Annotated in this window: 16 protein-coding genes and 2 pseudogenes; 12 read left to right on the top strand and 6 right to left on the bottom strand. The window is 66.8% G+C overall.

From position 1 onward, the window contains the following. The first annotated feature begins 66 nt into the window (after window positions 1-66). Window positions 67-1,992, top strand: coding sequence for a hypothetical protein (locus SY91_RS24535; RefSeq protein ID WP_023475703.1), 1,926 nt, complete (start codon window positions 67-69; stop codon window positions 1,990-1,992). A 13-nt stretch (window positions 1,993-2,005) separates the two neighbouring features. On the opposite strand, the gene SY91_RS24530 is transcribed toward SY91_RS24535, so the two are convergent. After that, complete coding sequence (locus tag SY91_RS24530) at window positions 2,006-4,174, bottom strand: TonB-dependent siderophore receptor (protein WP_043887220.1); 2,169 nt, start codon at window positions 4,172-4,174, stop codon at window positions 2,006-2,008. A 400-nt stretch (window positions 4,175-4,574) separates the two neighbouring features. On the opposite strand from SY91_RS24530, the gene SY91_RS24525 reads away from it, so the two are divergent. Further along, window positions 4,575-5,021 (top strand): hypothetical protein, encoded by a 447-nt coding sequence (locus tag SY91_RS24525; protein ID WP_023475699.1) that lies wholly within the window; start codon window positions 4,575-4,577, stop codon window positions 5,019-5,021. A gap of 178 nt (window positions 5,022-5,199) precedes the next feature. On the opposite strand, the gene SY91_RS24520 is transcribed toward SY91_RS24525, so the two are convergent. Beyond that, the gene (locus SY91_RS24520; protein WP_006480543.1) at window positions 5,200-6,165 is read right to left on the bottom strand and encodes a PDR/VanB family oxidoreductase; all 966 of its coding nucleotides are present in this window, start codon (window positions 6,163-6,165) and stop codon (window positions 5,200-5,202) included. Further along, a pseudogene (locus tag SY91_RS24515) lies at window positions 6,162-7,240 on the bottom strand (Rieske 2Fe-2S domain-containing protein). The gene SY91_RS24520 and the pseudogene SY91_RS24515 overlap by 4 nt, the downstream one beginning before the upstream one ends. Before the next feature lie 201 nt (window positions 7,241-7,441). Here SY91_RS24515 and SY91_RS24510 point away from each other — a divergent pair. Then, complete coding sequence (locus tag SY91_RS24510; protein WP_006480545.1) at window positions 7,442-7,930, top strand: MarR family winged helix-turn-helix transcriptional regulator; 489 nt, start codon at window positions 7,442-7,444, stop codon at window positions 7,928-7,930. Window positions 7,931-7,984: 54 nt separating this feature from the next. Here the strand turns inward: SY91_RS24510 and SY91_RS24505 are convergent. After that, window positions 7,985-8,730, bottom strand: a pseudogene (locus SY91_RS24505) (TetR/AcrR family transcriptional regulator). 170 nt (window positions 8,731-8,900) lie between these two features. Here SY91_RS24505 and SY91_RS24500 point away from each other — a divergent pair. The 6 genes from SY91_RS24500 (at window position 8,901) to SY91_RS24475 (ending at window position 17,255) form a co-directional block, all read left to right on the top strand. Further along, window positions 8,901-10,082: an isovaleryl-CoA dehydrogenase gene (locus SY91_RS24500; RefSeq protein ID WP_023475696.1), complete on the top strand. Its 1,182-nt coding sequence runs from the start codon at window positions 8,901-8,903 to the stop codon at window positions 10,080-10,082. A gap of 31 nt (window positions 10,083-10,113) precedes the next feature. Then, window positions 10,114-11,721, top strand: coding sequence for a carboxyl transferase domain-containing protein (locus tag SY91_RS24495; protein WP_006480548.1), 1,608 nt, complete (start codon window positions 10,114-10,116; stop codon window positions 11,719-11,721). 19 nt (window positions 11,722-11,740) lie between these two features. Further along, window positions 11,741-12,526 carry an enoyl-CoA hydratase/isomerase family protein gene (locus tag SY91_RS24490; protein WP_006480549.1) on the top strand — a complete coding sequence of 262 codons (786 nt, stop codon included), beginning with the start codon at window positions 11,741-11,743 and terminating at the stop codon, window positions 12,524-12,526. Window positions 12,527-12,562: 36 nt separating this feature from the next. Continuing rightward, a complete protein-coding gene (locus tag SY91_RS24485) occupies window positions 12,563-14,563 on the top strand; it encodes an acetyl/propionyl/methylcrotonyl-CoA carboxylase subunit alpha (RefSeq protein ID WP_023475695.1) in 2,001 nt (666 codons plus the stop codon). A gap of 331 nt (window positions 14,564-14,894) precedes the next feature. Further along, entirely contained in the window at window positions 14,895-15,098 is a 204-nt protein-coding gene (locus tag SY91_RS24480; RefSeq protein WP_011694854.1) for a hypothetical protein, read from the top strand. 42 nt (window positions 15,099-15,140) lie between these two features. Beyond that, on the top strand, window positions 15,141-17,255 hold the full coding sequence (locus tag SY91_RS24475; RefSeq protein ID WP_023475694.1) for a phosphocholine-specific phospholipase C: 2,115 nt from the start codon (window positions 15,141-15,143) through the stop codon (window positions 17,253-17,255). A gap of 87 nt (window positions 17,256-17,342) precedes the next feature. Here SY91_RS24475 and SY91_RS24470 read toward each other — a convergent pair whose 3' ends face one another. Next, window positions 17,343-18,662: a galactosyl transferase GMA12/MNN10 domain protein gene (locus tag SY91_RS24470; RefSeq protein ID WP_185714711.1), complete on the bottom strand. Its 1,320-nt coding sequence runs from the start codon at window positions 18,660-18,662 to the stop codon at window positions 17,343-17,345. A 405-nt stretch (window positions 18,663-19,067) separates the two neighbouring features. Here SY91_RS24470 and SY91_RS24465 point away from each other — a divergent pair, with 405 nt between their 5' ends. From SY91_RS24465 to SY91_RS24455, 3 genes are all read left to right on the top strand, one after another. Beyond that, window positions 19,068-20,210, top strand: a complete 1,143-nt coding sequence (locus SY91_RS24465) for a DUF2827 domain-containing protein (protein WP_023475691.1) — start codon at window positions 19,068-19,070, stop codon at window positions 20,208-20,210. A 784-nt stretch (window positions 20,211-20,994) separates the two neighbouring features. Next, on the top strand, window positions 20,995-21,798 hold the full coding sequence (locus tag SY91_RS24460; RefSeq protein ID WP_023475690.1) for an EAL domain-containing protein: 804 nt from the start codon (window positions 20,995-20,997) through the stop codon (window positions 21,796-21,798). Between the two features lie 71 nt (window positions 21,799-21,869). After that, the gene (locus tag SY91_RS24455; protein WP_041489353.1) at window positions 21,870-22,286 is read left to right on the top strand and encodes a hypothetical protein; all 417 of its coding nucleotides are present in this window, start codon (window positions 21,870-21,872) and stop codon (window positions 22,284-22,286) included. A 57-nt stretch (window positions 22,287-22,343) separates the two neighbouring features. On the opposite strand, the gene SY91_RS24450 is transcribed toward SY91_RS24455, so the two are convergent. Further along, window positions 22,344-24,317: an FkbM family methyltransferase gene (locus SY91_RS24450; protein ID WP_023475688.1), complete on the bottom strand. Its 1,974-nt coding sequence runs from the start codon at window positions 24,315-24,317 to the stop codon at window positions 22,344-22,346. Window positions 24,318-24,324: the final 7 nt, after the last annotated feature.

Below are 24,324 nucleotides of genomic sequence, written 5' to 3'. Positions count from 1 at the left end.
GAATCACCAATATTTCACGCGCCGCGATTTACAGTGTCGATCATTGTTCGTCTGGGAGCATTATTCATGTCAATGAAACAAATCCGCGCGGCGTTGCTGATCATGTGCATGGCAATGCTGGCGCCGGCTAGCCACGCGCAGGCGCAATACTCGACCGACTGGCTCGCGAACACGTACGGCACGCTGGCCTCGCACGTCGGCAACGGCGCGCGCTCGATGTGGGTCGCGCCCGAAGGCGTGATCTACACGGCGTCGCGCTGGGACGAGAACGCAGGCGGCGTCGCGATCTACCAGAACGGCCAGCCGCTCGGCACGATCGGCATCCACGACGAATTCCATGGCGGCGCGATCACCGGCAATTCGACGTCGCTGTTCGTCGCGCTCGGCTACAACCGCACGTTCGGCAGCGGCTCGGTGGGCCGCTACAACCGGAGCACGAACCAGCGCGACCTGCGCATTCCGGTCAGCACGTGGACGGGCATCCAGTATGCGGACGTGATCACGGGCCTCGCGACGGGCGGCAACCTGCTGTACGTGAGCGATTTCTACGGCAACCGCGTGCGCGTCTATACGACCGATGGCGTGTGGCAGCGCGACATCGGCGTCACGGGCCCCGGCGCGCTGGCGCTCGATGCGGCCGGCAACCTGTGGGTCGCGCGCAAGAGCGCAGGCGTCGTCGCGCAGTTCAGCCCGACCGGTACGGCGATGAACACGCTCCAGATGGCGGCCGGCGCGCGGCCGGCGTCGCTGTACTTCGATGCGTCGATGGGCCGGTTGATGGTCGGCGACGAAGGGCCCGACATGAACATCAAGCTATACGGCGGGCTGCCCGGGCTGCCGGTGCAGGTCGGCACGTTCGGCGTGCAGGGCGGCTATCTCGACACGACGACGGGCATCAAGGGGCAGGTCGGCGACAAGCGCTTCACGCGCGTCGCGGCGCTCGGCAAGGATGCGGCCGGCAACCTGTACGTGCTGAACAACGCCTGGGGCGGCGGCTGGGATCTCGGCCGCAACGGCAGCACCGATCTGCATGCGTACAGCCCGGTCGGCACGCTGCAATGGAAGCTGCAGGCGCTGAACTTCGAGGGAATCGCCGCGCCCGATCCGGTGACGGACGGGACGTTGTTCTACAGCGGCAACAACATATATACGGGCACCGCGGGCGGCACGTTCGTCGCGAACACGGTCGACCCGTTCACCTATCCGAAGGACCCGCGCCTCGACATGAACGACTATCAGCGCGGCCAGCACTTCGGGCAGCTCGTGAGCGTCGGCGGCAACCGGATCCTCGTCGCGTCGGGCCAGAACCCGGGTAACTTCAACTTCTACTACTTCAACACCGCGAGCGGCTACATCGCGATTCCGGCCGGTTCGCTGCCCGGCAAGCCGTTCAACACGACGCTGCAGGTGACGGCCGGTTTCGACATCGACGGCAACGGCGACGTGTGGGCCGGCCTGAACGGCTCCAACGTGATCACGCGCTACCCGATGACGGGCTTCGACGCGACCGGCAAGCCGTCGTGGGGCAAGCCGGTGACGACGGCCGTGCCGAGCAGCGTGGCGCCCGTCACGCGCATCATCTATCAGGCCGACAGCGACACGATGATCCTGGCGCAAGGCCTGGCAGGCAACTGGGACTGGACCGCGATGAACGGGCACATCGAGGTTTATCACGGCTGGAAGAACGGCAACACGAGCGCGCCGAACCCGGTGATCAACCTGACGAGCGCGAACCCGAAATCGATCGCGGCGGCCGGCCACTACCTGTTCGTCGGCTATGTGCACACGGTGCCGAACATCGACATATTCGACCTGAACACCGGCGCGCTCGTCACGACGCTGACGAATTCGAACCCGTCGGCGATGGACGTCGGCAACGACGTTGACTCGATGTACGGCGTGCGCGCGTACCTGCGTTCGACCGGCGAGTACGTGATCACGAAGGACAACTACAACGGGTCGAGCATCGTCGTGTATCGCTGGCGTCCGTGAGCACGCCGGGGCGTCAGAACGATACCGTCGTCGTCAGCGTGACGAGCCGCGGCTCGCCGACCGCGACGATCAGGTTGCTGTTGCTCGACGGATAGTAGGTCTTGTCGAGCAGGTTTTTCACGTTGAGCTGGAAGCGGGTCGGAAACTTGCCGATCGTCGTTTCGTACGCCGCGAACGCGTCGACGCTCACGTAGCCGGGCAGCGTGAAGCTGTTCGCCGTGTCGCCGGAGCGGGCGCCGACGAGACGCGCGCCGCCGCCGAAGCGCCAGCGCCCGGGCAGGTTGGCGATGGCCGTGTCGTATACCGCGAACAGGCTGCCCGTGTGGCGCGCGACGTTGACGAGTGGCGTGTTGCCGTCACGATCGTTCGCGTTCGTATACGCATAGCTGCCGATCACGCTCAGGTGGCGCGTGATCTGCCCGGCCACGTCGAGCTCGATCCCGCGCGAGCGCGCGGTGCCGATCGTCGACGTGATGTCGCCGACCGTGACCGCGACGTTGCGCTTGTCGATCTGGTACACGGCGAGCGTGCCCGTGATCGCGGGCTTCAAGCTGAACTTCAGCCCGGCCTCGAGCACGCGGCCGTATTCCGGCGCGAGCGGCGCCGCGACGTTCGACGCGACGTTCGGCTTGAACGAGCGGCTCACGTTCGCATAGGCGGTGAGCGCCGGCGTGAGCGCATACGCGAGCCCGAACTGCGGCAGCCAGACGCTGCCGCGCGAGCGGTCGGCGAACGCGAACGGCCGGCCCATCCCCGATTCCTGCTGCCAGTTTTCCCAGCGCAGCCCGCCCACCGCGGTGAGGCGGTCGGTGATCTTCACCGAATCCTGCACGATCGTCGAATACGCATGCACGACCGAGCGCGAATCGCTCTGCTTCGCGTTGGGCATGCCGCCCGGCGCGAGCAGGCCGTACACGGGATCGTAGAGATTGAAGCCCGTCGTCGCCTTGCCGCGGATCGTGTCGCCGCGGAAGCTGCGCTGCCGCTCGTATTCGCCGCCGACGTAGATCGCGTGCTGCATGCCCGCGAGCGTCACGTTGCCGAGCAGCCCGAGCGTCGCGATCTGGTCGGAATCGTTGCGCCCGAGGTTCGCGTCGGACGAGCGCGTCAGCGCGCCGGTTCTGCTGTTGAACGCGGTGGCGCGGGTGATGTATTGGTCGTAGCGGTCGCGGCCCCAGCCGTAGGTCGCGCGCACGCGCCATGCATCGGAGAAGCGGTGCTCGATGCGCGTGCGCAGCGTTTCCTGGATGCCGCTGCTTTGCGACCACGCTTCCTCGTAGCGGCGATAGCGCAGTGCCTCGTCGAGCTGGCCGTTCACGAGCACGGTGCCGCGGTCGAACGGCATCGTGTAGTCGACGTACTGGTAGCTGACGTCGATCGACGTGTTCGCGTCGTGCCACGACAGCGCGGGCGCGATCAGCGCGTTGCGTTCGCGGCCGAAGCTGCGCCAGTAGCGGCTCGTGTCGTATTCGCCGGTCAGCCGGAAGGCGAGCGTGCCACCCGCGACCTGGCCGGGCTTGCCGAGCGGCCCCGTGAGATCGAACTGTGCGTTGCTGCCGCCGTGGTTCGTGCGCGACGCGGAGATCGAGCCGCCGAACGTGTCTTCCGGCTTGCGCGTGACGAGGTTGATCACGCCGCCCGGGTCCTGCATCCCGTACAGCAGCGAAGCGGGGCCCTTCAGCACTTCGACGCGATCGATCGTCGCGAGATAGCTGTGCAGCACCGGCGTGCGCACGCCGTCGACCAGCACCGAGCCGTCGTTGTTCGATCCGAAGCCGCGCTTGATGAACGCGTCGCGCGTGCCGCCGAGCGTGTTGGTCTGCGTGACGCCGCTGATGTTGCCGAGCACGTCGTCGAGCGAGCGCGCCTGCTGGTCCTGCATCACGCTGCTGCTGACCACCGCGACCGATTGCGGGATCTCCTTCAGCGCCCGGGCGTCGCCGCCCGCGATGCTCGTCGTGCGCGGCTGATAGCCGATCGTCGGATCGACGGCGGCCGAGGCGTTGATGCTGATGGCCGGGAGTTCGTGTTCGGTGGTCGATGCAGCGGCGGGCGCGGGCGCCACGGGTTCGGCGCCGGCCGCGTGCGCGCCGCTCGCGACGCACAGGGTGAGCAGGGCAGGCAGGGGCATGCGCCACGGATGCAAGGTCCGGGCGCGGCAGGGCGTTCGACGGGATGGCATGAATCGATGCAGGAAGAGGAATGCTAAGGATCGTGTGGCGGGTGGCAGCGTTGCGGTGGGATCAGCGTGCGCATTATATATGTAATGAGAATCGTTTTCAATTGTAATGGGGCGGCCGGCCATGCGCGGCGCTCGGTTGCCGGGCTGTCGGCCGTCTGCTACCGTAGCGGCCAAAATCAGACGCAGTGAAATTCAACGAGAGAGCCGGGGGCCGCACCATGTCATCTTCCTGTCCCGTCGCGTTCGGCGCGACGCCACGCACCGCGCACGCGCGTGCGGGCGATGAAGTGATCGCAGCCGTGTACCGCCATTCGAACGATTAAAGCGACGCAAGCGCATTCAATCGGCATCGCGCCGGGCTTCGATCATTTCAACCACCACGCTAGACGGGAGACCACGCATGAAGAAGATTTCCGCACCGTTCGCGGCGGCCGCGCTGGCGGCCTGCGCGCTGTTGGCGGGCGTTCAGCAGGCCGCCTGTGCGGCTTCGAACGCCGAACCCGCGATCGACGCGCACTACGGCGCCGTGATCGAGGCCTATACGCAGGACATGGCCGCCGCGAAGACGAAGTACGACGGCAAGCGCCTCACGTTCGTCGGCGCCGTGATCCGGATGGGCAGCGACCCGGGTGGCACGTACTTCGGCGCGCTGACGGCCGACGGTGAGCAGTTCGACACGCATTTCGACGTGCCTGACCAGGATGCGCTGAAGCCGAAATTCCCCGGCGGCGAGATCAAGCCGTTCGTCACGTCGTCGGCGTTCCGGTTCAACTGCGTGAACGAAGGCTATATCGATGCGCCGGTGCTGCCGGGGTTGAAGCTCGCGCATTGCCGGCTGGCCGATTGAGCCGAGCGATGAGCAGGCGCCGGCGTGCGAGGGCCAAGCCGGCTCGGGTGCAGCAGCAGCCGCTCGATCACGCGCCGCGCGCGATCTTGATTGACGGCCGGACAGGATGCGCCATCGATCGTCTCCCGTAGGGTGGTCAGCCGCCGCGTGTCGGGCGGTCCGTCTACCGCCTGCCGATCTACAGATCGAGTACCAGCAGGTCGGTGCGCGATCGTGAGCAGCACGGCATGAACTGGTCGCCGGCCGCCTTTTCGTCGTCGGTCAAGTACGTATCGCGATGATCGGGCTCGCCTTCGAGCACGCGGGTCAGGCAGGTACCGCACACGCCTTGCTCGCACGACGTCAGCACGTCGACGCCGTTCGCCGCCAGCGCCGCGATCACCGTGCATTCGGCCGGCACGTCGATCACCTTGCCGCTGCTCGCGATTTGCACCTGGAATGCGCGGTCGGCGCCGGACGGCACGACCGCACCGCCGAAGAACTCGTAGTGCAGCCGGGCTTCGCTCCAGTCGCGCTCGCGCGCGGCGTTCAGCACCGCATCCATGAAGCCGCGCGGGCCGCATACGTACAGATGCGTGCCGTCGGGCGCGCCGGCGAGCACGGCAGCCAGATCGAAGCGTTGCGCGGGATCGCCGTCGTCGACGTGGAAGCGGACGCGATCGTGAAACCCCGCCGTGTTGATCCGCTCGACGAAGGCCATGCGATCGGTCGAACGCGCGCAGTAATGCATGTCGAACGGCATGCCGGCCGAACACAGCCGTTCCGCCATGCTCAGAATCGGCGTGACACCGATCCCGCCGGCGAGCAGCAGATGGTGCGGCGCGTCGGGCGCGAGCGGGAATTGATTGCGCGGCAGGCCAATCCGCACGGTATCGCCTTGCCGGACTTCGTCGTGAATCGCGCGCGACCCGCCGCGGCCGTCGGCCTCGCGCAGTACCGCGATCTGGTAGCGATCGCGTTGCTCCGGATGGTTGCACAGCGAGTACTGGCGCACGAGCCCGCCGGGCAGATGCACGTCGATATGGGCGCCGGCGTCAAAGCGCGGCAAGGGCGAGCCGTCATCGCTGACGAGTTCGAAGCCGCAGATGTCGCGCGCTTCCTGCCACTTGCGCGCGACCCGAACCGTCAAGGTCGCGCCGCTCATGACGCCGCCTTGACCTGCGCGACCGGAATCACGGGCCGCTGCGGGCTCGCCGCGTGTTCGGCGGCGAGCAGCCGGTCGATCACCTTGCGCGACAGCACGCCGCCGGCATCGATGTTGAGCTTGAGGAGCGTGCGCTCGGGCCATTGCTCGAGATTGCGCTGCTGGCGCTCGAGCATCTCGAGATCCTCCGCGAAGATCTTGCCCTGGCCTTCGCGGATCTCGGCGGTCAGCGCGGCGTCGTCGGGCCGGAAGTTGCGCGCCATCCCCAGAAGTACCAGATCGACGTGTCGGTCTCGGGCGTGATGAAGTCGACCACGATCGACGACGCCTTCTTGTTCGGCGGCGCATCGTAGCCGCCGTGGCCCGCATGCGCGACGCCTACTTCGATCATCACGTGGCTCGGCGGCGTGAAGCGGCAGATCTGCCAGCGGTCGACCGGGATGTCGTCGGCGAGGCCGTTGCCGCGCAGCGCCATTCGCCAGAACGGCGGCGGCATCACGTTTTCCATGAAGCGGCTCGTGACGACTTCGTCGCCATGGCTGGTGGTCTTCGGCGGCGCTTCGTCGATTTCCTTCTGGCCGATGCTCGACGCATGCACGTAGGTTTCGTGCGTGAGGTCCATCAGGTTGTCGATCATCAGCCGGTAATCGCAGCGGATGTGATACAGGCCGCCGCCGTGCGCCCAGGCCGGGTCCTCGGCCCAGGCGAGCGCCGGCAGTTTGGCGGGATCGGCTTCGGACGCATCGCCCGGCCAGACCCACACGAAGCCGTACCGCTCGACCGCCGGGAAGCTGCGAATCGACGGAAACCCGCCGACGCGCTGGCCCGGCATGCCGGCCGGCTTGCCGTTGCAGCCCATTTCGAGCCCGTGATAGCCGCACACGAGCACGCCGTCGCGCACGAACCCGAGCGACAGCGGCGCGCCGCGGTGCGGGCAGAAATCCTCGAGCGCCGCGACCTGGCCGTCCGCCGCGCGGTACAGCACCATCGATTCGTTGCAGATCTTGCGGCCCAGCGGCTTGCCGTCGATCTCGTCGGGCGTGCATGCCACGTACCACGCGTTCTTGAGAAACATGTTCCTTGTCTCCTTCGGGGCGGTGCCGCCGGGGAGGCGGCCCGATCTTCATTCCGTGTACTGAATGAGATTCAGTGTACTCATCGATATGGGCCGGGGCAAGGCGGGCGGTATACTGGTTTTCCCGGGAAATGGCGCGAAGCAGCGCCATGCCGACGGTGCGCGCAACCGGTGCGTGCCGCCTATGTCATCGACTCATTCATGGAAAAAACGACTCCCGCCGACCTGCCGGCTTTCCCGATCGACCTGTACGACGAACCCGGGCATCTGATCCGGCGCGCGCACCAGATCGCGGTCGCGATGTTCTACGAGAAGCTGGGCCGGGACGTGACGCCCGTGCAGTACGCGGTGCTGCGGATGCTGTACGAGAATCCGGGGCTCGATCAGGTGACGCTCGCGCAGCGGGTCGCGCTCGACACGTCGACCACGGCCGATCTCGCGGTCCGGCTCGAAGCGAAAGGTTTGATCGTCCGCGAAGTGCTGCCGCGGCGTCAGCGGCGCCTGCTGTTGACGCCGGCGGGCGTCGAGCTGCTCACCCACCTGATTCCGTCGGTGACGGAATTGCGGGCCGGGCTGTTCGACGGGATGGGCGAGGACGATTCGCAGGAACTGATGCGTCTGCTACGCAAGTTCGTGCATTTGAACAACGAGCAGAGCCGCGCGCCGCTGCGGGTGAGCGAGGATTCGTAACGGCGCGGCGCCCGGAGCGATGGCGCAGAAGGGCGGCGTGCGCCGCTTCGGCCGTCATCCGCGTGACGCTTCGCCTTCCAGCCGCCGCACCGCTTCCGCGACTTCGTTCCTGAAGCGCACCAGCGCCGCCTGCTCCGGCGCCGGCGGCTGCACGGCGGCCCACAGCATGTCGATCAACTGCGTGGCCGTCGTTTCCGTATCGAGCTTGCGGTGCCCGAGGATCGCGTCCCACAGCACGTGCTCCATCGGCCCGAACACCATCGAGCGCAGCAGGCTCAGCGGCAGATCCGCGCGAACCTGCCCGGCCGCCTGGCCGCGTGCGAGCACGTCCATCAGCGGCGCCGTGTAGCGGCGCTGCAGCGCGGTGAGCTCGTCGCTCAGCGCATGCTGCTTCGCGCGGCCTTCCGACAGCACCAGTGCGCACAATCCCGTGCCGTTCACGAGCATCAGCCGCAGGTGGGTCCGCACGATGAACGCGAACTGCTGCTGTACCGACGCGTCCCGCGGCATCCCGTGTTCGAACGCGGCGATGATTTCGTCGTACCAGTCGGCGATCACGCGCGCGCACAGCTCGCGTTTGCCGCGGAAATAGCTGAACACCGTCGCCTCCGACACCCCACCCGCTGGGCGATCTCGGCGGCCGTCGCATGCTCGTAACCTTTTTCGGCGAACACTTCACGGCCGGCGCGCAGGATGTCCTGCACGCGCTGCTGGGATTTGCGCCCGGCGGGTGCGCGCGACGAGTCGGCGCGGTCGGCTTTGGCGGTGGCGGTCATGGTGTCGGCGGGAGCGGCTGTCATCCTTGCATCATATCTGAGTATCACTCAGAAAACTATTGACGGCGAACCCGGCGAGGCGCGAAACTGTGCAAAATTTCCGCTGTATTGGTCAATGAATCGACGTATTCATTCGATTTGAGCGAAACTCAGAAATCGGTGAGTACGACACACTTTCTGAAGACGGAGGAGACATGATCAACCTGCCCGGCGTGCAATTCATGCTCGGTGAAGACATCGAGATGCTGCGCGACGCCGTCGCGACGTTTGCGGCGAAGGAAATCACGCCGCGCGCGGCGGAGGTCGACCGTACCGACCAGTTCCCGATGGATCTGTGGAAGAAGTTCGGCGATCTCGGCGTGCTCGGCATGACCGTCTCCGAGGAATACGGCGGCGCGAACATGGGCTACACCGCGCACATGGTCGCGATGGAAGAGATCTCGCGCGCATCGGCGTCGATCGGCCTGTCGTACGGCGCGCACTCGAACCTGTGCGTGAACCAGATCCACCGCAACGGCACCGAAGCGCAAAAGCAGAAGTACCTGCCGAAGCTCGTGTCGGGCGAACACATCGGCGCGCTCGCGATGAGCGAGCCGAACGCCGGCTCCGACGTCGTCAGCATGAAGCTGCGCGCGGACAAGCGCGGCGACCGCTACGTGCTGAACGGCACGAAGATGTGGATCACCAACGGGCCCGATTGCGACACGCTGGTCGTCTACGCGAAGACCGATATCGAAGCCGGCCCGCGCGGCATCACCGCATTCATCGTCGAGAAGGGGATGAAGGGCTTCTCGGTCGCGCAGAAGCTCGACAAGCTCGGCATGCGCGGCTCGCACACGGGCGAGCTGGTGTTCCAGGACGTCGAGGTGCCGGAAGAGAACATCCTCGGCCAGCTGAACGGCGGCGTGATGGTGCTGATGAGCGGCCTCGACTACGAGCGCGCGGTGCTGTCGGGCGGCCCGACGGGCATCATGGCCGCGTGTCTCGACGCGGTCGTGCCATATATCCACGACCGCAAGCAGTTCGGCCAGGCGATCGGCGAATTCCAGCTGATCCAGGGCAAGGTCGCCGACATGTACACGACGTTCCAGGCGTGTCGCGCGTACCTGTATGCGGTCGGCCGCCATCTCGACTCGGCGGGCAGCGACCATATTCGCCAGGTGCGCAAGGACTGCGCGGGCGTGATCCTCTACACGGCCGAGAAGGCGACGTGGATGGCCGGCGAGGCGATCCAGATCCTCGGCGGCAACGGCTACATCAACGAATACCCGGTCGGTCGGCTGTGGCGCGATGCGAAGCTCTACGAGATCGGCGCCGGCACGAGCGAGATCCGCCGGATGCTGATCGGCCGCGAGCTGTTCGCGGAAACGATGTAACGCCCCACGTCACGCGAACGGAGCCCCGTCGATGCCGATCATCGAATCGAAACTGAACCCGCGTTCGGAAGACTTCCGCGCGAATGCCGCGGCGCTCGAGGCGGTCGTCGCCGACCTGCGCGCGAAGATCGAACAGCTCGCGCAGGGCGGCGGCCAGGCCGCGCGCGACAAGCACCTGTCGCGCGGCAAGCTGCTGCCGCGCGACCGCATCGCGCAACTGCTCGATCCGGGCGCGCCGTTCCTCGAGTTCTCGCAACTCGCGGCGAACGGCATGTACAACGACGACGCGCCGGGCGCGGGCGTCATCACAGGGATCGGGCGCATCGCCGGCCGCGAATGCGTGATCGTGTGCAACGACGCGACGGTCAAGGGCGGCACCTACTACCCGGTCACCGTGAAGAAGCACGTGCGCGCGCAGGAAATCGCCGCGGAAAACCGGCTGCCGTGCGTGTACCTCGTCGATTCGGGCGGCGCGAACCTGCCGAACCAGGACGACGTGTTTCCCGATCGCGACCACTTCGGCCGCATCTTCTTCAACCAGGCAACGATGTCGGCGGCGGGGATCGCGCAGATCGCCGTCGTGATGGGCTCATGCACGGCCGGCGGCGCGTACGTGCCGGCGATGAGCGACGAGTCGATCATCGTGAAGGACCAGGGCACGATTTTCCTCGGCGGGCCGCCGCTCGTGAAGGCCGCGACCGGCGAGGAAGTGAGCGCCGAGGATCTCGGCGGCGGCGACGTGCATACGCGCCTGTCGGGCGTGGCCGACCATCTCGCGCAGAACGACGCGCATGCGCTGTCGATCGCGCGCAACATCGTCAGTCACCTCGCGCCGAAGATCGCGCCGCCGCTCGCGCTGCGCGAGCCGAAGCCGCCGCGCTACGACGCGAAGAGCCTGTACGGCGTGATTCCGGTCGACACGCGCAAGCCGTTCGACGTGCGCGAGGTGATCGCGCGCATCGTCGACGATTCGGAATTCGACGAATTCAAGGCGCGCTTCGGCACGACGCTCGTCACGGGCTTCGCGCACATCTGGGGCCATCCGGTCGGGATCGTCGCGAACAACGGCATCCTGTTTTCCGAATCGGCGGTGAAGGGCGCGCATTTCATCGAGCTGTGCTGCCAGCGCAAGATCCCGCTCGTGTTCCTGCAGAACATCACGGGCTTCATGGTCGGTCGCAAGTACGAGAACGAAGGCATCGCGCGGCATGGCGCGAAGATGGTGACGGCCGTGTCGAACGCGAAGGTGCCGAAGTTCACGGTGATCATCGGCGGCTCGTTCGGCGCCGGCAACTACGGGATGTGCGGCCGCGCGTTCGGCCCGCGTTTCCTGTGGATGTGGCCGAATGCCCGCATTTCGGTGATGGGCGGCGAGCAGGCCGCATCGGTGCTCGCGACCGTGCGTCGCGATGGCATCGAGGCGAAGGGCGGGTCGTGGTCGGCCGAGGAAGAGGATGCGTTCAAGCAGCCGATTCGCGATCAGTACGAGCGCCAGGGCCATCCGTATTATGCGAGCGCGCGGCTGTGGGACGACGGCGTGATCGACCCCGCGCAGACGCGCGACGTGCTCGGCCTCGGCCTGGCCGCGTCGATGAACGCGCCGATCGACGACACGCGCTTCGGCGTGTTCCGCATGTAACGCCCGGGAGGACTGACCGATGCGATACGAAACGATCAAGGTAAGCGAGGCCGGCCGCGTGGCGACCGTCACGCTCGCGCGTCCCGACGTGCGCAACGCGTTCAACGAGACGACGATCGCCGAGCTGACCACCGCGTTCGAATGGCTCGATGCGCACGAAGGCGTGCGCGCGATCGTGCTGGCCGCGGAAGGCGCCGCATTCTGCGCGGGCGCGGACCTGAACTGGATGAAGAAGATGGCCGGTTACTCGGACGACGAGAACCGCGCCGATGCGCGCAAGCTCGCGCGCATGCTCGAAGCGATTTATCGCTGCGGCAAGCCGGTGATCGCGCGCGTGCATGGCGACGCGTATGCGGGCGGCGTGGGCCTCGTCGCGGCGGCCGACATCGCGATTGCCGCCGACGGCGTGAAGTTCTGCCTGTCGGAAGCGCGGCTCGGGCTGATTCCCGCGACGATCGCGCCGTATGTCGTGCGGGCGATGGGCGAGCGTGCGGCGCGCCGCTACTTCACGACGGCCGAGGTGTTCGACAGCACGCGTGCCGCGTCGCTCGGCTTCATTCACGATGCGGTGCCGCCCGACGCGCTCGACGAAACGGTCGCGAAGCTGGCGGCGACGCTCGTCGCGAATGGCCCCGACGCGGTGAAGGCCTGCAAGCGGCTCGTCGCCGATGTGGCCGGCCGCGCGCTCGACGCGACGCTGATCGAGCAGACCGCCGAGTGGATCGCGAAGACCCGTGCCGGCGCGGAAGCGCGTGAAGGGATCGCGTCCTTCCTCGAAAAGCGCACGCCGTCGTGGCGTGAATGATCGCGTGACCTCAACCTTCCGGACGACATCGAAGCCATGTTCGACAAGATTCTGATTGCCAACCGCGGCGAAATCGCGTGCCGCGTTGCCGCGACGTGCAAACGTCTCGGGATCGCGAGCGTCGCCGTCTATTCCGACGCGGATGCGAACGCGAAACACGTGGCCGCGTGCGACGAGGCCGTACATATCGGCGGCTCGGCCGCGGCAGACAGCTACCTGCGCATCGAGCTCATCGTCGACGCCGCGCGTGCGACCGGCGCGCAGGCGATTCACCCCGGCTACGGTTTTCTGTCGGAGAACGAAGATTTCGCGCAAGCGTGCGAAGCGGCCGGCATCGTGTTCATCGGGCCGCCGGTCGACGCGATCGCGGCGATGGGATCGAAGGCCGCCGCGAAGGCGCTGATGCACGCGGCCGCCGTGCCGCTCGTGCCCGGCTATCACGGCGACGACCAGGACGCGGCCAACCTGCATCGCGAGGCCGATCAGATCGGCTATCCGGTGCTGCTGAAAGCCAGCGCGGGCGGCGGCGGCAAGGGGATGCGCGTGGTCGAGCGCTCCGAGGACTTTCCCGCGGCGCTCGCGTCGTGCCAGCGCGAAGCGGCAAGCAGCTTCGGCAACGATCGTGTGCTGATCGAGAAATACCTGACGCGCCCGCGTCACGTCGAAGTGCAGGTGTTCGGCGACACGCACGGCAATACCGTGTACCTGTTCGATCGCGACTGCTCGGTGCAGCGCCGTCACCAGAAGGTGCTCGAGGAAGCGCCGGCGCCGGGCCTGCATGAGGACGTGCGCCAGGCGATGGGCGAAGCGGCCGTCGCGGCCGCGCGCGCGGTCGGCTATGTCGGCGCGGGCACCGTCGAATTCATCATGACGGGCGAAGCGTTCTACTTCATGGAAATGAACACGCGCCTGCAGGTCGAGCACCCGGTGACCGAGATGGTCACGGGGCTGGATCTCGTCGAATGGCAACTGCGCGTCGCGGCGGGCGAGCCGCTGCCGCTGAAGCAGGAGGAACTGCGCGTGCAGGGCCATGCGCTCGAAGCGCGCCTTTACGCGGAGAACCCGGCGCGCGGCTTCCTGCCGTCGACGGGCACGCTGAAGCATTTGCGGTTGCCGGCAGGCGTCGAGTTCGACATCGGGGCGGCGGTGCGCGTCGACAGCGGCGTGCGTGAAGGCGATGCGATCACGCCGTTCTACGATCCGATGATCGCGAAGCTGATCGTCCACGGCGCGGATCGTGCGGAAGCGCTGGGCCTGATGCTGCGTGCGCTGCGGGCATGCGAAGTGGTCGGCCTGCATACCAACGCCGCGTTCCTGCAGCGGATCGTTGCGTGCGAGCCGTTCGCGATCGCCGATCTCGACACGGGCCTGATCGAGCGCAACCACGATGCGTTGTTCGCGCCGCAACAGCCGCCGCGTGCGACGCTTGCACTCGCCTGCGCGGCGCTGCTCGCGCGCGAACGGGGCGCCGCCGCGCAGGAAAACGCGTCGCCGTGGAGTTCGCTGCCGGACTGGCGGCTGAACGGCGGCTATCGCCGCACGCTCGAATGGCATGCGACCGATCGCGAAGCCGACGTGACGGTCACGTACGAGGACGACGGCGCGGGCATGCGCATCGCGATCGGCGACGCGGCCGCGCAACCGTTCGCGTGGACGCGCGGCGCCACGCCGCTCGATTTCGACGTGACGCTTGGCGGCGTGCGCAGCAGCGGCCGCGTGTATGCGGACGGTGACACGTTCCATGTGTTCACGCAGGGTGCGGCCGAAACGTTCGAATGGCGCAACCTGCTCGCGCATGCGGGCGACGCGGAGCAGGGCGGTGGCCGCCTGACCGCGCCGATGCCCGGCAAGGTGATCGCGGTGCTGGTCGAGCCGGGGCAGAAGGTCGAAGCCGGTACGCCGCTGATCGTGATGGAGGCGATGAAGATGGAGCACACGATCGGCGCGCCGAGCGCGGGCGTCGTCGCTGAAGTGCTGTACGGCGTCGGCGATCAGGTCGCGGACGGCGCGCAGTTGCTGATGATGGCGGAAGGCTGAGCAGACCTTGTTGCTGTACGTGGGCCGGTTGCCGTGGCGGCCGGCCCGCAAGAAAGCGCTTCGTAATTTTCCGTACGCCCGTGGCCGCGGCGATGCGGCTTCGATATCGACAACACGCGAAGAAGCTATACGCCTAAGCAACATACATCTTTCGAAGGCCTTACGATCTTCGCCGTTCCTGCCACACCATCGCGTGCCACGCGCAGTGCGCACCTCCATCTTCCCGCCCCTCGACACCGTCGTGTAACAAGTCGAACATAGCATCTCGGCGTCGATATGACCGGCGCGGGTTCGCGTCCGCGTCACGTCATCATCCTCACGGAGAACCGTTATGCGAACGTCGGCCCTACGGCCTTTCGCGGTCGTCGGCCTGATCGCGCTGACCGCCGTCCTCGGCGCCTGCAACGACGACCTGACCGCACCCGCCGCGCCCGTCGCGCAGCAGAAGGCCGCGTGCGGCGGCGCGGTGGTCGCCACCGCGCAGATGCGCTGCCCGCCGGGCTTCACCGCGCCTGCGTCGTCGCCCGCTTCCTGATACCGGCCGTTTCCACCAGAAAACCCATCAAGAGCAACCAGCATGGCCACTCATTCGCGACGCGATTTTCTGAAGTTCTCGGCCGGCCTCGCCGGCGCGACCGCCGCCACCGCACTGCTGCCGGAATCGATCCGCAAGGCGCTGGCGATCGAGCCGAACACCGTGACGGGCACGATCCAGGACGTGCAGCACATCGTCGTGTTCATGCAGGAGAACCGCTCGTTCGACCACTACCTTGGTCACCTGAGCGGCGTGCGCGGCTACAACGACCGCTTCCCGGTCACGCTGCCGAACGGCAAGCCGGTGTGGTTCCAGCCGCGCCAGGAGGACAAGTCGAGCGTGATCGCACCGTTCCGCTACGACACGACCAATCCGGGCGTCAACGCGCAATGTATCGGCGGCTTGCCGCATACGTGGGCGACGACGCACGGCGCGATCGACAACGGCCGCGCGGATCAGTGGGCCGTGCAGAAGTCGAACATGACGATGGGCTATCACGTTCGCGACGACATCCCGTTCCACTACGCGCTCGCGGATGCGTTCACGGTGTGCGACAACTACTTCTGCTCGATCCCCGGCAACACGCACCCGAACCGCATGTACCTGATGACGGGCATGGTCGATCCGCTCGGCACGGGCGGCGGCCCGCTGCTCGACAACACCGACTACATCGACAACCAGTTCGACAAGATCCAGTTGCCGCCTTTCAGCTGGACGACATACCCGGAACGGCTCGAACAAGCCGGCATCTCGTGGCAGATCTACCAGCAGGGCACCGGGTTCGACAACTTCACCGGCAACTACGGCACGAACATGCTGGCGTGCTTCAACAACTTCGTGAATGCGCCGGCCGGTTCGTCGCTGCAGACGCGCGGGATGAGCACGCGTCCGATCACGCAGTTGAAGGCCGACGTACAGGCGAATGCGCTGCCGCAGGTGTCGTGGCTGCTGCCGCCCGCCGCGTATTCGGAGCATCCGAAGTTCACGCCGCTGTACGGCGCGTACTACCTGTCGACGATCCTCGATGCGCTGACGTCCAACCCGGACGTGTGGAGCAAGACCGTCCTGCTGATCATGTACGACGAGAACGACGGCTTCTTCGACCATGTCGTGCCGCCGTCGGCGCCGACGCTGCCGGGCTCGGGCATGAGTACCGTCGACGTGTCGCTCGAGCGGCACAACGTCGTGACCGCGACGCAAGCCGGCACCTATACGGCCGACAATCTGCCTTACGGCCTCGGCCCGCGCGTGCCGATGTTCGTCGTGTCGCCGTGGTCGAAGGGCGGCTTCGTGTGCTCGCAGGTGTTCGATCACACGTCGGTGCTGCAATTCATCGAAAAGCGCTTCGGCGTGATGGAGACCAACATCTCGCCGTGGCGCCGCGCGATCTGCGGCGACCTGACGTCGGCGCTCGACTTCTCGAAATCGGATGCGACGCTGCCGACCCTGCCGAACACGCAGGCGTACGTCGCGCAGGCGGACCTGCAATGCTCGCGTGCGTCGTCGCAGACCGCGCCGGCCAGCACCGCGCAGCAGGTCGTGACCGCGCAGGAACCCGGTACGCGGCCGGCGCGCGCGCTGCCGTACGAACTGCACGTCACCGGCCAGCTTCAGGCGCAAGGCTATGCGCTGACGTTCGCGAATACCGGTACGCAGGGCGCGCACTTCTGGGTCTATACGGGCGACCCGACCGCGATGCCGCGCCGCTATACGGTCGAAGCCGGCAAGCAGCTGACCGATACGTGGGCGCTCGATGCGAACGGCAACTATCTGGTGAGCGTGTGGGGGCCGAACGGCTATTTCCGGCGCTTCGCGGGGTCGGCGGCGGCGGATGCCGCGGCCAAGCCTGAAATCACGCCGTGCTACGACACCGCGAACGGCGACGTGTACGTGACGATCGCCAATGCGGGCACCGGCCCGCTCACGGTCACGGCGACCGATGTCGCGTACGGCGGCGCGGCGCGCACGCTGACGGTCCCGGCCGGGCAGCGCATCGAAGCGCATTGGGACCTGTCGTGCAGCAGCCACTGGTACGACCTGCAGTTCGCGGTGGCGGGCAATGCCGGCTGGACGCGCCGCATCGCGGGGCACGTCGAGACCGGCAAGCCGAGCATCACCGACCCGGCGGCCGTGGCGCCGACGATCGCGGCGATCTGACGACGGCACCTGATGCGACGACGCGCCGTCCGGTCGAATCCGGCCGGCGCGTCGTGTTTGTACGTCGAGGGTATGGCGGCGCTTGTGTCAGGGCAGCAGCCCGTCGTCATGCGCCATCATCAGCGCACGCATCGCGGACCACATGCCGTAGTAATGCACGATGTAGCTGTCCGCGCGGCGAAACAGCCAGGGCGTGTTGAGGCTGACGAGGTCGGTCACGCCTTCGCGTTGCAACTGCCCGTCGCGCTCCATCGCGCGAATGAAATGCAGCTGGTCGCCGTCGCTCGCATAGACGCTCGAGCGGTCGTGCAGCGCGGCGATCGTCGTCATCAGGTCGCGCAGCATCGCGTCGTTGCGTTCGGTGCGGCGAAACGCCATCACGCCGGAATTGAACGCCCATTGGCCGATATCCTGCGCGAGCAGCCAGTCGCGTCCTTCGAACAGCGGCGCCAGCGGTTGCTGCTGGTTCGCGATCAGCACGTCGGCATCGAGCCACACGACCCATTCATGGTGCTGCAGGTAGGCGTGCAGCAGCCACGGCTTGAACCAGTTGCCCGTGGCGTTCAGCCCGATCTCGGCGGGGATGTCGCGATGCACGTACAGCGTGTAGCCGTGCGCGTCGCAGTAGCGCCGGAAATTCCGTTCGGCGACGCGTGCATAGCTGCCGATGTTCGGCGTGTACAGCATCATCAATGCGATCGGCCGGCCGGGGTTGTACGTGCTGCGCTCGGCGGTTTCGTCCGGTGCTGCGGCCGCGTGATCGAACGCGAACAGCGGTCGGCCGGCGGCGCGGCAACGATTGACGTACGCGACGAGCGTGTCGCGAAAGCGCGGCGTCGCGCCTTTGCGTTCGGGATCGTGCGGCGTGTCGTCGAGGCTGATCGCGAACGTCGGTTCGCGGCTCCACATCGGATCGAGGTCGGGGCCGGACGGCATGACCGCGTACAGCCCGTCGATCGGCGTCATGTAGCGATGCGTATCGAGCTCCGCGAACAGCGCGGCTTCCGACGTCAGCCTCGGCTCGCTGCCGAGCTTGCAGCGCTGCACGAGCCGCATCACGATCGCACGCACGTCCGGCGTGTTGCGCCAGATCTGCACGTCGACTTGCGGCAGCGGCGACGCGAACGCGTCGACCAGCAGCATGTCGCGCCCGGTCATCAGGCGGTCGAGCGCGACGGGCTCGATGATCGCCGCATCTTCGCTGAGCAGCAGCACGAGTTCGTCGGGTTGCGCGCCGCGCAGCACGTGAAGCAGCGATTCGTAGCGATGCAGCGGGCGCAGCGGCAGCGCCTGCGGCATGCAGGATGCATCGACGATCTCGTGACGATAGCCGTGCCCCTGCGCGTACCAGTGGTGGTTATCGAGGCTCGCGGGCGCGTGCTGGCTGAAATGACTGAGGACGATCATCGCGCGCTCCGAATGCCGGGAAGCGCGCACACGATCCGCGCGGTACGCGTCGGCTCGGCATGCCATCCGGATACGCTGACCCGCGAGCGCCGCCCCGGTTCGTCGTGGAGGGTCTGGAAGCCTTGCGCGGCATCATGTTCCATGCGGAGTGCCCTGGTTTTGATCGTGGTGTGGCGAGGTGGCATGCTGCCCGCTCGAATGCCCCGAGAAAATCGGCCGCCGGGCGGCACGAGTATCGCATAACGATCGGGCGGATTGGCCCGGCCGGGGCGGCCGCTGACCATCCCTGACAGTGTGCGGCCGGCGCTCCGCTAGAATGCCGGATCGCCGCCGCTTGACGCGGGCGGCGCGTCAAGCGCTACACTGCGCCATGCCATTCCCGTTCAACCTTCCATCCTGCCGACGATGACGTCTCCTGTCCTGACCGGCCTGCGCATCGGTATCACGATCGGATTGCGTGCCCCCGACGAAAGCCTGTGGATCAACGGCATCAAGCAGAACGCGCTGTTCCTCGCGAAGCTGCTGGTGGCGTCGCCGCACGGCTACCGCGTGACGCTGGTCAACACGACCGACGTGCCGCTGACCGATGCCCTGCCGTGGGATCGCAACGTGTTCGACACGCGCGCGTTCGCCGACATGAAGGACGCGCTCGACGTGGTGATCGAGCTCGGCGGCCAGATCGACGGCGAGCAGACGGCCTACCTGAAAGCGCGCGGCGTGAAGCTGGTCAGCTATTGCTGCGGTGTCGAGTACATCAACGCGATGGAGTCGATGCTGTTCGGCCGCCGGCTGTGGGATTCGCTGTTCATCAACCGCGGCTACGACGAGGTGTGGGCGATTCCGCAGATCGCGCCGTCGTCGCTGCCGTTCCTGCAGTCGCTGCGCCGCTGCCCGGGGCGCGTCGTGCCGTTCGTGTGGGACCCGATGTTCCTCACCGAACGCGCGCGGTCGCTGCCCGAGCACGGCGAATACCGGCCGCGCGGCGAGCCCGGCAAGCGGCTCACGGTGATGGAGCCGAACCACGACGTCGTGAAGTTCTGCGTGTATCCGATGCTGATCATCGACGAAGCGTATCGCCGCGACCCCGACGCGATCTGCTTCACGCACGTGACGAACGCCGATCGCCTCGCGCACGACAGCCCCGAGTTCGTGATGCTGATGAACTACCTGGACATCGTGCGCGCGGGCAAGGCCAGCTTCGTCGGGCGCTTCGATACGCCGCTGTTCCTGGCCGACCTGACCGATATCGTCGTGTCGCACCAATGGTCGAACCCGCTGAACTATTTCTATTTCGACGTGTGCTGGCAGGGCTATCCGCTCGTGCACAACGCGAGCCTCGCGCCCGATCTCGGCTACTACTATCCGGACAACGACGTGCAGCAGGGCGCCGATGCGCTGCTGCGCGCGCTGCACACGCACGACGACGACTGGCAAGGGTATGCGCGGCGCCAGCGCGAAATTCTCGGCCGTTACACGTCGTCGAATCCGGCGCTCGTCGCCGAGTACGACGCGCTGCTCGCGAACCTGATCGGCGCGACGGCCGCCTGAGGTCGATGTTCCGCGGCGCACGTTCGGTGCGCCGCCGGCCGCCGTCGGGTTTGTCCCGCCCTCATGTCTGACGAAATCATGCCGTTAAAAAAGAAACCGCCGAACCCGATGAGCTCGACGGTTTTGGAAGGCACGAAATTGACGGCTCCGAGGGAAGTCCGTCAAAAACAAGTTTATAGGTTAACAAGTCGGAAAGATTGTTAAATATGGTTCAATTTATAATCTTCATATAATTGAAGTTGGTATTATTGATTAAATGAGGCTTGATTCCGTTTCGGAATTTCATAATATCGTTTGAAACGAGAAAATTGAATGCTGCGGTGATCGAATCACGCGCGGCAGCAGGTTTTCCGCAGGTGACGGCATGTGTGGAGGGCCGGTGTTTCAACCCGGCATATCGAGTGCGTACGGCACTTTGCGGCGTGGTATTTATCTGATCAATTGGCGGTATCCCGATTCGCGCGACCAGCAAATCCGGGAGGAGACGATTCAGATAAAACTGTTTAGATGAAAAAGATAAACGATTCGGATTGGTGGTTTTCGCAATTTGCGTTGTGTAACCTGTCGCACTGTCGGCACCGCGCGCGCATGGTGTATTTCAAGTAACCGAATATCGTAAAAATATCGAATTTGACGGCGCGCCGAAGCGAACAGTACGCCCCCGGAAAAAATCGACATGACAGGATGGGCCGGGTAGGCGGCGGAGCGCGTCGAGGTGGGCTCGTTCCGCATATGTATTGAGGTCGAGCCGTGATCGGCGGCTCGCCATTTGCCGGAGCGCCGGATGAATGCGGTCGAAGCTCGCCAGGAGGCGAATCGGAAAACGAATCGCGACGAAATCGATCTCGTGTTCGGCGCGCCGGACGAACATCGCGATCTTGCGTCGGTACGCAGTTTCGTCGAAAGCCGGCTCGGATTCGCGCACGAGCCCGTGTGCCGCGCCGATCTGTCGGGCGGCGTGCTGTACCAGGAATGCCTCGCGCGGCTGCGGTGGGGCGAGCGCGATGCACTGCCGCCGCTCGTCTTCCTGCCGCGGCTGGAAGCGCTCGGGCTGATGCGCTGGTTCGACCGGCTGGTGGTCGGCCGCACGATCGATGCGCTACGCGCCGATCCGGCTGCCGTGTACGGTTGCAACGTCGCGGCGGCAAGCGCGGTGGTCGACGACGCGTGGCTGGCGATTTTCAGGCGGCTCGAGCGCGAGCCGTCGGTGGCGGCGCGGCTGGTGATCGAGATCACGGAGACGGGGCCGCTGAACCCCGTCGCGGGCCGGTCGTTCGTGAACCGCTTCCGGCAGGCCGGATGCCGGATCGCGATCGACGATTTCGGCGTCGGTTTCAGCGCGTTGAACAATCTGGTGGTCGGCAACCCCGACATCGTGAAGCTCGACCGGTCGGTCCTGTCGCTGATCAAGCGCAACGCGATCGGGCGTTACCAGTTTCGCCGGCTGATCGCGTTTGCGCATGAAGGGGCGCGGCACGTCGTCGTCGAAGGCGTGGAAAGCGAGACCGACCGGCAGATCATCGTGGATGCCGGCGTCGCGTGGGCGCAGGGCATCCGCTTTTCATGGCGGTCGCCGGCGGCGGCGTGAGTGCGGAAGCGGGCAGGGCGGCGCGCCGGGTGCGTGTCGCGGTTGGGACGAATCGCAAAGGGGACGTGGGCATGGCGGGGACGAAAGCCGGAGGCGGAACGGGCACGCAGGCGACCGATGTGCGCGACCTGGTCGCGCTCGCCGAGCTGGCCGACATGCTGTGGCAACTGGGCGCCGAGTCGACCGATGCGCCGATCGATGTCGCGCCCTATCTCGATGGCCTGACGACCGTCGCGCGCCGCATTCAGCGGATGAGCCCGCTCGACGCGGGCGGCCGCGAGCTGGCGGCCCGGCACTATTACGCGGGCGTCATCGCCGGTGCGTGCGGCGACGAGTCGGCGATCGCGCGCGGCGTATCCGACAGCCTCGTCAGGCAATCGGGCGGCGCAGGCCGGCCGGCGGCCCGTTGCTTCGTGCTGCTGGCGCGCATGGGGCGGCGGCATGGCCGCGCGTTCGCCGCGCAAAGCGGCGATCGGGTACTGGTGTAACGCAACCGGCGCGGGTGCGGGCCCGGTACCGCGGCCCGCTCGCGCGGCCGTCGAATCTCAATCCTTCCCGAAACCGCCGAGCACCAGCGCCATCGCGCGGTCGATCGCATCGTCCCATCGACCGACGTGCGCGGCGCGCACGATCCGGATGCCGGGGTAGAGCGCGGTGCGCGAGCCGGTTTCCCAGCGCGCGTCCGCTTTCGGGCTGAGCAGCAGCACGGCCGGCACGCCGAGTGCGCCGGCGAGATGGATGTGGGCGGTGCAGGTGGTCACGACGGCGTCCATCGCGAGCATCAGCGCGGCAAGATCGCCGAAATCGCCGATCGCGTGATGCGGGAAGGTGACCGGCAGGTCCGATTGCTCGGATTGCGCGGACAGATCGCGATTGAGACAGTACGCGGCGTAGCCGTGCATCCGCGCGAGCGGCGCGAAATCGCGCAGGCTGGCCGCGCGATGGAAGCGCGCATCGCTTTCGTCGCGTCCGCGCCAGTTCAGCCCGATGCGACGCGTACCGGGTGCATGGCCGTCGTGCGATACGCGCTCGCGCCACGCGGCCGCATGCGCGGGCGGGCACATCAGGTACGGGGCCGGCATGCCTTCCGTCGTCGGCGCGTAACCGAACAGCGCGGCGAGCATCAGGAACGAGCACCAGTAGTCGTGGGCGAGCTGTGACGTGTCGACCCACGCGCCGTGCGCGCCGACGAATTCGATGCGCGGGAACGTCTCGCGCAGCAGGCCCGTCAGCGCGTCGGCTACGACCACGGTCACGCCGGCGCAGCCGAGCGCGTCGAGCGCATGCAGATAGCGCGCGTACTGAAGCTGATCGCCGACCCCGCCGTAGCTGAGGATCAGCAGCCGCTTGCCGTGCAGCGGCTGACCCTGGTAGAGCCGTTCCGTCGGCAGCCCGAATTGCGCGGCCGTCAGCACGTTTTCGCTGTCGATGGTCGCGCGTGCGGCCTCGTCGCGCCGGCCGGCGCGCAGCAGCAGTGCCGAGCGCGCCAGCTGGATGCGCCCGCGGGCCGCGTCGGGCAGCGCGGCCGGATCGCCGAAATGGCCGAGCGTTGCGAGCCCGGCCTCGGGTGCGCCGGCGAAGCCGTAGCACGACGCGAGTTGCAGCGCGATCGCATCGTCGTCGAGCCCGCGGCCGCGTGCGCGTTGCCAGCGGTCGATCGCATGCCCCCACTCGCCGCGCGATTCGTGGTCGAGCGCGCGGTTCCAGTTCGTTTCGGGGGTGTCGGCGTCGGTGGGCGCGGCCGTCGCGGAATCCGTGCCGCGTTCGGCCGTCGAGCCGGCGGCGAGCGGTTCGCCGGTGATGAACAGGCGCTGCCGGTCCCAGCGCGGGTTCGGCACGCACAGCATGTTCAGCCCGTCGATCCGGTAGAACGTGTAGTCGAGACCGGCGAACGTGTCGATGATCGGCGCCTCGCCGACTTTCCAGTATTCGATCCAGCACCACGGCAGATGCGTCTCGATCAGCCGCCGCGCGCCGCGCAGCGCGTCGATCTCCATTCCTTCGATGTCGAGTTTCAGGAAATCCAGCCGCGGCAGGCCAAGCGAATCGAGCCGGACGACCGGCGTCGGCGTGCCGCCGGAGGCTTGCGTATCGACGAGCGAGACCTGCCCGAAGTCGGCATCCTGTCCGTAGTCGACGTCGGGCACTTTCATCGTGCCGTTGGCGGCGGCCAGCCCCATGTTCAGCAGATGGAGATTGTCGAGCTGGTTGAGCGCGACGGTGCCGCCGAGCGCGTGAAACAGCGTGCGTTGCGGCTCGAACGCATAGACGCGGCCGCCGCGCTCGCGCAGCCGGTGCGCGAGCGGCACGGACACCAGCCCCGCGTTCGCGCCGCCGTCCACCGCGATCGCGCCGTCGGGCAACTGGTCGATCACCTGCAGGATCGTGTCGAGTTCGCCCTGGATATGCGGCCGGCCGGTCTTGATCAGCGCCTCGGCCTGCAACGCGCAATGCCGGTTGATGACGAACGGGCCGTGGATCGAATCGATCACGACGAAATTGCGGACGGTCTGATTCATGGGCTGG

Origin of the sequence: Burkholderia cenocepacia (assembly GCF_014211915.1) — a bacterium.
GTDB lineage: Bacteria > Pseudomonadota > Gammaproteobacteria > Burkholderiales > Burkholderiaceae > Burkholderia > Burkholderia orbicola.
The sequence above is the reverse complement of the archived record's forward strand: the minus strand, read 5'-3'. Positions and strand labels throughout refer to the sequence as shown.